The organism is Corallococcus terminator (genome assembly GCF_003611635.1).
GTDB lineage: Bacteria > Myxococcota > Myxococcia > Myxococcales > Myxococcaceae > Corallococcus > Corallococcus terminator.
Window position 1 is genome coordinate 1 of the sequence record NZ_RAVZ01000415.1, and the last position, 7279, is coordinate 7279.

Below are 7279 nucleotides of genomic sequence, written 5' to 3' on the forward strand. Positions count from 1 at the left end.
CCCCTGTCGTCGGTGCTCCCGCCCAGGCAGCGGCTCCGGCTCCGGCGGCGTCCGGCCCCGTGCCCGGCGCGGAGGAACTGCCCACGCTGCGCGCGCTCGCCGCGACCCTGAAGGAACAGAACCACTTCCAGCGGCTCGGCCTCACCGAACAGACCGACGGCGGCGCGGTGAAGGTGGCCTACTTCCGCATGGCCAAGCTCTACCACCCGGACACCCTCCCCCAGGGCGCGCCGCCGGAGCTGGAGAAGCTCAAGGCGGAGGTGTTCGCGTACATCGGTGACGCGTACCGGACGCTCACGGACGACAAGAGCCGCGCGGCCTACCTGGAGGAACTCAAGAGCGGCGGCGGCGACGGCGTGGACATCCAGTCCATCCTCCAGGCCGAAGAGCTCTTCCAGAAGTCCTGCATCCTGGTGAAGGCGCGCAAGTACCCCGAAGCGGTGAAGATGCTCAACGACGCCATCGGCCTCAACGCCGAAGAGCCGGAGTTCTTCGCCTGGCGCGGCTACGCCCGCTTCCTCGCCTCCCCGGACAAGAAGGCCGCCCAGCCGGAGGCGTTCCGGGAAATCCAGGCTGCCATCAAGAAGAACGAGCGCATGGCCCCCGCCCACTACTTCCTGGGCGTCATCGCCAAGCTGAGCGGCGACGTCAGCGGGTCCCTCAAGCACTTCAAGCGCACGGTCGAGCTGCAACCCGATCACATCGACGCGATGCGGGAAGTCCGCATGGCGGCCCAAAAGAAGTAGGGTGCGCCCCTTTTCGCCGGTCCGGGCCCTGAAAACGCCCCGACCCCCGCGCCCTTCTCAAGGAGACACCCCATGCCCCTCACCGGGAAAGAACGCCGCCACCTGCGGGCCCTCGGCCACCACCTGGAGCCGGTGGTCCTCGTCGGCCAGTCCGGCGTCACCGAGGGCGTCATCGCCGCCGTCGAGCAGGCGCTGAACGACCACGAACTCATCAAGGTGAAGATCAACGAAGGTCCGGACGGCCGCCACGAAGTCGCTGACCGCATCGCCGCGGACACCGGTTCGGATCTCGCGCAGTTGCTCGGCCGCACCGCCCTCTTCTTCAAGCGGCGCAAGCTGAAGTCCCACTTCGAGGACATCCTCAAGGGCCCCCACGAGCCCAAGGCGGTCCCCAAACCGGCCGAAGAGAAGAAGCCGCGCCGCCGTTAGTCGCACCGTTTTTCCGGAGGTCGCGGGGAATACAGACCGGCCCGAGCATTTTGTGCGGGCTTGAGCACCGCCGAACCCTCGCGCCGGTCTGCAACAGTCCCTACGCTGTGGGTCTCCCCCCGGAGGTGACGTTGCAGACCCCCTCGTCCGTCGTCCCCCCCACCGCTTCAGGTTGGCAAGACGTGCTGATGCGCCACCTGGAGCCGTTGCTGGGTGGGTTCACCGCGAAGATGGCCATCCAGACCGCTTCGCTGCGGGCCCTGAAGCGCCCCCCTGAACAGGTGGGCGTGCAGGACCTGCCGCAGTTGCTGGAGGGCCTCAAGCCCATGCTCAACACCTTCATCGGAGCCCTGCACACGAAGGTCATCCTCACGGAGTTCTCCACGGCCATGGAGAAGCTGCGATGAGCCCCTCCCCTTCCCCGGGCCGCGCTTCCGGGTCGGTGGTGCCCTGGCTGGGCGCCGTGGCGGTGCTCCAGTTCGTCCATCTGGCGGCGGTGGCCACGTCCCTCCAGGACGCGCACCGGCTGTCGCTCGTGGGAGACGTGGCGGGATGGACCGTGGGCCTGCTGGCGGTGCTGGGCACCCTGGCGGCGGCGCTGTCGTTCGCGCCGGGCGACTACCTGCGCCGCGTGTGGGGCCTGCTGACGGTGGGCGCGGGGCTGTCGTTGCTCAGCACGGCGCTGCGCAGCTACTGGATGCACGCGGTGCCGGACGTGCCGTTCGTCGCGTCTCCGCTGCTACCCGTGCGCATGGTCGTCGTGGTGCTGGCCAACGTGAGCACCACGTTCGCGCTGGTGATGCTGGCGCGCACCTACCAGCAGTCGGGCCTGCAACCCCCGTCCAGCCCGCGCGCGACGCTGCTGTGGGCGGTGGCGGCGGTGTCCGCGCTCGTCGTGGGTGGGCCGGCGCTCGTCACCGCGATGGGCCACCTGGGCAAGGACTTCGCGTCCACGTGCACGGCGGTCATCGGGCTTGCGTCCACGCTGGCGGACATGACGACCATCCTGCTCGTCGCGCCCATCCTCCGCGTCGCGTACATGCTGCGCGGTGGGCGGCTCGCGTGGGTGTGGTGGGCCATGGGCGTGTCCGGCGCGGTGTGGCTCTTCTACGACGCGCGCGAATGGCTGGGGATGGTGTTGCCCGGCAACCCCACCGAAACGGTGGAGCTGCTGCGCACGCTGCGCACGTCAGGGCTCGCGATGCTGGGGCTCGCCGGGTGGTTGCAGCGCTCCGCCCTCGCCGTGACCCAGCGCGAGTCCCACGCCGGGGCCGCCGTCTCCCCGAGCTGATCCAGCGCACCGCGTCCTTGAGTGACGCGCGAAGCCAACGGCCCGCTTCCGGCAAGTCCGGGGCGGGCCGTCCTGTTTTCACCGCCCGCGCGGCATGCGGCCTGGGTCAGACTGCGGCCTCCCTGGTTTCTCCAAGGAGGTGCTTCTCCATGCGAATGTCCCCGTGGTCGCTGCTGGCGGTCTCCCTCATGCTCGGGGGTTGCAGGACAGCGCGCGAAACCCCGACAGCCTCCGAGGCCCAGGCCGCGAATCCGCGCGTGGACTGCGGTCCCGCCATCCCCGGCATGGAGACGGTGCTCAAACCCGCGGCCTTCGTGGTGTTGGGGGAGATGCACGGCACGCAGGAGGCCCCTCTCTTCGCCTCGATGCTCGCGTGTCACGCGGCGACGGCGGGACAGCCGGTGCGGCTGGCGCTGGAGCTGCCCGTGGAGGAGCAGGCGCGCCTGGACGCCTGGTTCGCGAAGGAGGACGGCGCATCCTGGGAGTTCACCGACAGCGACTTCTGGCGACGCGAGGTCCAGGACGGCCGCAGCAGCGAGGCCATGAAGCAGTTGCTGGAGCGCGTGCGGAACTGGCAGCACGCGGGGCTGCCCCTCCGCGTGGTGGCGTTCGACGCGGGCGGCAAGGACCGGGACGCCACCATGGCGGAACAGCTCCAGAAGGCGCGGGGTGAGGCACGTCAGGGCACCTTCATCGTGCTGGTGGGCAACCTGCACGCGCGCCGCGACGTGGGCGCTCCGTGGAACAAGTCGCTGGAGTTCATGACGCACCGGCTGCTCGCGACGGAGCCTGGACTCGTATCGCTCGACCTCGCCTATCCGGGAGGCTCCGCGTGGATCTGCCGAGGCATGACGGCGGACACCTGCGGAGAGAAGCCCCTGCGCGGCGTCGGCGCGGCGCAGCCCGCCAGCATCTCGCTCCAGAAGAACGCGGACGACCCGGACGGCTACGACGGCACCTATTCCGTCGGAACGCTGAGCGCATCCCCTCCCGCGCTGGGTGCCAGCACCGCGACGCCCACTCCGCACTGAATCCCTGCATGGAGGCCGCGAGCCCATCCCCGCCGTGAAGTGTCGTCTTCCCGCATCACGGCCCTCGCGAAGTGGCCGCGCTCCCATCGGCCGCGCTACACGTCGGGCTCCATTTCGCGGCAAGAGGACCCACCACGATGCTCGCACGCACCTGGCGCGGGGTGACGAAGGCGGAAGACGCCGACGCCTACCTCACCTATCTCCACCAGACGGGCCTGACGCACTACCGCCGCACGCCGGGCAACCTGGCCGCGTACTGCCTGCGCAAGGTGGAGGACGGCCGCGCGGAGTTCCTGCTCGTCACCCTCTGGGAGTCCATGGACGCGGTGAAGCGCTTCGCGGGCGACTCGCCGGAGCGCGCCATCTTCTTCCCGGAGGATGACCGCTACCTCATCGACCGCGACGTGCACGTCACCCACTACGAAGTGCCCTTCGCGGAAGGCCAGGCCTTCGTCGGCCACCGCGTCCGCTTCGACGACTTCCGCGTGGCGGGCCCTTCCGGGGACCTGCGGTTGGTGGACACCGGGGGCGGCGGGAAGTCGCTGCCCGTCGTCTTCGTGCACGGGCTCGCGGGCAATGCCTCTCACTGGCAGGCCCAGTTGGAGCACCTGGCCGCCGCGGGCCGTCGGGGCATCGCGCTGGAGCTGCGCGGACATGGCGGCTCCACGTTGCCGGAGCCGGAGGACTACGCGCTGGAGTCCCTGGCCGGAGACATCGGGGGCGTCGTGCGCGCCCTGGGCCTGCGCCGCTTCGTGCTCGTGGGACACAGCATCAGCGCGGGGGTGGCGTTGGCCTACGCGGGAGAGAATCCCCGGCAGGTGGCGGGCCTGTTCCTGGTGGATCCGATGACGGACGCCCGGCGGATTCCCGAAGCCCAGCGGGAGACCTTCCTCGCCTCCCGCGACGCGCCCGACGTGGCGCAGGCCCTGCGGCAGGACTGGGCGGAGTCCGCCGGGGCTCGCGTGGACGTGCGCGAGCGGCTGCTCGCGGACCTGGAGGCCACGCCGCTCTCCGCGGTGGTGGCGACCCAGCGCTCCTGGGCGACCTTCGACCTGACGGCAGCGCTCGAGCGCTACCCGGGCCCGAAGTTCTCGCTCGTCGCGGCGGACAACGACACGCCGCGCAGCCTCCACCGGCTGGCGGAAGGCGTGCCGCACCAGGTGGTGGAGGGCGCCGGACATTGGATCCAGTTGGACCATCCGGACGCGGTCAACGCCGCGCTGGACGCGTTCCTCACGAAGTCAGCACCAGCTTGACGAGCTCCGGGGGACTGCCCAGCCGCATCGGCGGTCCCCAGAAGCCGCAGCCCCGGCTGACGTAGATGTGCGAATCGCCGTGCTGGTAGTGGCCAGCGGAGTGCTCCCAGCTCAGCCCGATGAGGGCCGTCATGGGGAACAACTGACCGCCGTGGGTGTGGCCGGAAATCTGGAGGTCCACGCCCTGTTCCGCGGCGACCTTGAAGTTGGCGGGCTGGTGCGCGAGCAGCACCGCGGCGCGCTCCGGGTCGCGTCCCGCGAGCGCCTTGTCCAGGTCATAGCCCTTCTGCCCCAGGCGCCGAGCACCGTGCCAGTCATCCACCCCGACAAGGTCGAACGCGCCGCCCGCGTCCCCGATGCGCACGTGCCGGTTGCGCAGCGAGGTGATGTCGAGCGAACGCAGATAGGCCACCCACGCATCGGCGCCGGACGCATAGTCGTGGTTGCCGGTGACGAAGAAGCGTCCGTAGCGAGCCTGGAGGTTGCCGAGCGCCGCGACGTATTCGCCCAGCCGGGGCACGGAGCCATCCACCATGTCGCCGGTGATGGCCACCAGGTCCGGCTTCAGTGCGTTGGCCCGGCGCACCAATTCGTCCATGAAGCGCCGCTGGATGAAGGGGCCCACGTGCAGGTCGGTGAGCTGCACGATGCTCAGGCCCTCCAGCGCGCGGGGCAGCCGAGGAATGCGCACCACCAGCTCCGTCACTTCCGGAGCGGTGAAGGCACGCCAGCTCCCATAACCCGCGAGCCCGCCGCCCAGCGCGAGCGCACCGCCCGCCGTCGCCTGTGACAGGAAGCGGCGCCGGTCCGCATCCACGGCGGGCGCAGGAGCGGACACGGACGCGCGGGCCGCCTCGGGACGAAGGCGACGGCCAAGCCACAGCACGGCCCGTCCCAGGTCGAGCCCTGCGAGCGCGAGCACCAGACACAGCGCCACGCCCATCCACGAATAGGACACCAGCTCCACGACATCGCCAGGGGCTTCCGGAAGCGTGCGTTGCAGGTAGCGACGGGCCACCAGCACCAGCGTCATCACCCCCAGCACGACCGCGGCGATGAGCCGGGGCACGCGGCGCGGGGTGAGGTTCCACACAAGCCGCCGGAACAGGTACAGGTGGCCCAGGAGGGCGGCCAGCGCGATGAGCAGGGAGAACGGAGACAACGGCATGACGCCAAGCCTCCCGCGCCTCGGTCCTCCGCGCACCTGAATCCGTCACCGTCCGGCCGCCTGCTGTCCACGGCGAACGCCCGGGTCAGTGTCTCTTGTCCCAAAGAACTGCAAGTGTCAGGGCCACTGCTTCGAAGGGCTCGGCACGCACTGAGCCAGGTCCAGAGTGAGTGGCAAGCAGGGTGTAGCGATCTGCTTCCAGTCGAAACACTTCCAGAGTGCAGGACACCGGGTCGACAAGCCAAACGTTCCGCACGCCCTCGCGTGCATACACCGGGAGCTTTACCCTTCGGTCCAGGTTCCGTGTCGAGGCAGACAACACCTCACAGACCCAATCGGGAGCGAGCGTGAATGCCGCGACCTTGGGAGACTCCGGCATCCGTTCGCGTCGCCAGCCCGCAAGGTCCGGAACAAGGACATCTGCTCCGAGATGCAACTCGGGCTCGAACACGATGAGCCAGCCTCCAGGCCCGCCCTGTCCCAGATCAAAAGGGCCGCCAACCGCCATCACCAGATGCGAAGCCGCCGTGACATGGGGGGCCGAAGGCCGTGGGCTTGCATACAGCTCCCCCGCGATGATCTCCCCCACCACATGGTCCGGGAGTGCCTCCAGGTCCGCATAGGTCGCGGGTTTCTTCGCCATGGATTCTCCCCAGTCCTCGCCGCCCACCACTCTATCCATGGTCGAAGGAGGTAGCACGCGCGTCTGACGTGCAGGGGTGGATGAATCTTCCAGGACCTTACAGGTCTATCACGTCCATCAAGGCTCGCCGTGGGGCAGCGTGAGCATCACTTCACTGCGCATCCCAGATGAACGGCAGGTCCAGCTCCATCGCGTCGAAAGGTTCCGCCCGAACAGGAGCGGTCCCAGTGTGCATGAGGAGCAACGTGTACCGGCCCTCGCTCAAGCCGAACACCTCCAGCGTGAGCGTCCGCGGATCCATCAGCCACACGTGCCTCACACCCTCGCGCGCGTACACGGGCAGCTTCGCCTCCCGGTCCAGCTTCTGCGTGGACGGAGACAGCACCTCACAAACCCAGTCGGGCGCCAGCGATGTCGCCGCGAGGTCGGGAACATGGGGCATCCTTTCGCTCCGCCATCCCGCGAGATCCGGAACCAACACGTCCTCGCCCACATGCAACTCCGGCTCGTCCAGGAGCAACCAGCCCCCAGGACCACCCCGTCCCCGCGCGAAGGGATTCATGAGTTCCCCCCCGAGACGGGACGAAACCGCCGAATGCCGCATCGTCGGCCGTGGGCTTGCATACAGCTCCCCCGCGACGATCTCCCCCACCACATGGTCCGGGAGCGCCTCCAGGTCCGCATAGGTCGCGGGTTTCTTCGCCATGGATTCTCC

General features: G+C 69.3%; 9 protein-coding genes. 6 read left to right on the plus strand and 3 right to left on the minus strand.

Translation table 11 applies throughout. The features are described from left to right. The 6 genes from D7V88_RS36525 to D7V88_RS43300 all read left to right on the plus strand — a co-directional run. On the plus strand, positions 1 to 746 hold a 746-nt coding region (locus tag D7V88_RS36525), incomplete at its 5' end, for a DnaJ domain-containing protein (RefSeq protein ID WP_147449022.1). Positions 747 to 818: 72 nt separating this feature from the next. Beyond that, the gene (yhbY, locus tag D7V88_RS36530) at positions 819 to 1175 is read left to right on the plus strand and encodes a ribosome assembly RNA-binding protein YhbY (RefSeq protein ID WP_120545208.1); all 357 of its coding nucleotides are present in this window, start codon (positions 819 to 821) and stop codon (positions 1173 to 1175) included. A 188-nt stretch (positions 1176 to 1363) separates the two neighbouring features. Continuing rightward, positions 1364 to 1582, plus strand: coding sequence for a hypothetical protein (locus tag D7V88_RS36535; RefSeq protein WP_120545209.1), 219 nt, complete (start codon positions 1364 to 1366; stop codon positions 1580 to 1582). Then, positions 1579 to 2466, plus strand: a complete 888-nt coding sequence (locus D7V88_RS36540) for a hypothetical protein (protein WP_120545210.1) — start codon at positions 1579 to 1581, stop codon at positions 2464 to 2466. The genes D7V88_RS36535 and D7V88_RS36540 overlap by 4 nt, the downstream gene beginning before the upstream one ends. Before the next feature lie 149 nt (positions 2467 to 2615). Continuing rightward, positions 2616 to 3497 (plus strand): TraB/GumN family protein, encoded by an 882-nt coding sequence (locus D7V88_RS36550; protein WP_147449023.1) that lies wholly within the window; start codon positions 2616 to 2618, stop codon positions 3495 to 3497. Between the two features lie 137 nt (positions 3498 to 3634). Further along, a complete protein-coding gene (locus tag D7V88_RS43300) occupies positions 3635 to 4753 on the plus strand; it encodes an alpha/beta fold hydrolase (RefSeq protein WP_158625238.1) in 1119 nt (372 codons plus the stop codon). On the opposite strand, the gene D7V88_RS36560 is transcribed toward D7V88_RS43300, so the two are convergent. The 3 genes from D7V88_RS36560 to D7V88_RS36570 all read right to left on the minus strand — a co-directional run bounded on the left by D7V88_RS36560 (position 4731) and on the right by D7V88_RS36570 (position 7270). Then, positions 4731 to 5921 carry a metallophosphoesterase gene (locus D7V88_RS36560; RefSeq protein ID WP_120545213.1) on the minus strand — a complete coding sequence of 397 codons (1191 nt, stop codon included), beginning with the start codon at positions 5919 to 5921 and terminating at the stop codon, positions 4731 to 4733. The two genes, D7V88_RS43300 and D7V88_RS36560, sit on opposite strands and share 23 nt — an antisense overlap. An 85-nt stretch (positions 5922 to 6006) precedes the next feature. Further along, positions 6007 to 6564, minus strand: coding sequence for a Uma2 family endonuclease (locus D7V88_RS36565; protein ID WP_120545215.1), 558 nt, complete (start codon positions 6562 to 6564; stop codon positions 6007 to 6009). Between the two features lie 151 nt (positions 6565 to 6715). Further along, entirely contained in the window at positions 6716 to 7270 is a 555-nt protein-coding gene (locus D7V88_RS36570; RefSeq protein WP_120545214.1) for a Uma2 family endonuclease, read from the minus strand. Positions 7271 to 7279 lie beyond the last annotated feature (9 nt).

Bases quoted from the DNA above. Each gene is read 5' to 3' on its own strand.
- yhbY (WP_120545208.1), top strand. From the start codon at position 819: ATGCCCCTCACCGGGAAAGAACGCCGCCACCTGCGGGCCCTCGGCCAC.
- D7V88_RS36535 (WP_120545209.1), top strand. From the start codon at position 1,364: ATGCGCCACCTGGAGCCGTTGCTGGGTGGGTTCACCGCGAAGATGGCC.
- D7V88_RS36540 (WP_120545210.1), top strand. From the start codon at position 1,579: ATGAGCCCCTCCCCTTCCCCGGGCCGCGCTTCCGGGTCGGTGGTGCCC.
- D7V88_RS36550 (WP_147449023.1), top strand. From the start codon at position 2,616: ATGCGAATGTCCCCGTGGTCGCTGCTGGCGGTCTCCCTCATGCTCGGG.
- D7V88_RS43300 (WP_158625238.1), top strand. From the start codon at position 3,635: ATGCTCGCACGCACCTGGCGCGGGGTGACGAAGGCGGAAGACGCCGAC.
- D7V88_RS36560 (WP_120545213.1), bottom strand. From the start codon at position 5,921: ATGCCGTTGTCTCCGTTCTCCCTGCTCATCGCGCTGGCCGCCCTCCTG.
- D7V88_RS36565 (WP_120545215.1), bottom strand. From the start codon at position 6,564: ATGGCGAAGAAACCCGCGACCTATGCGGACCTGGAGGCACTCCCGGAC.
- D7V88_RS36570 (WP_120545214.1), bottom strand. From the start codon at position 7,270: ATGGCGAAGAAACCCGCGACCTATGCGGACCTGGAGGCGCTCCCGGAC.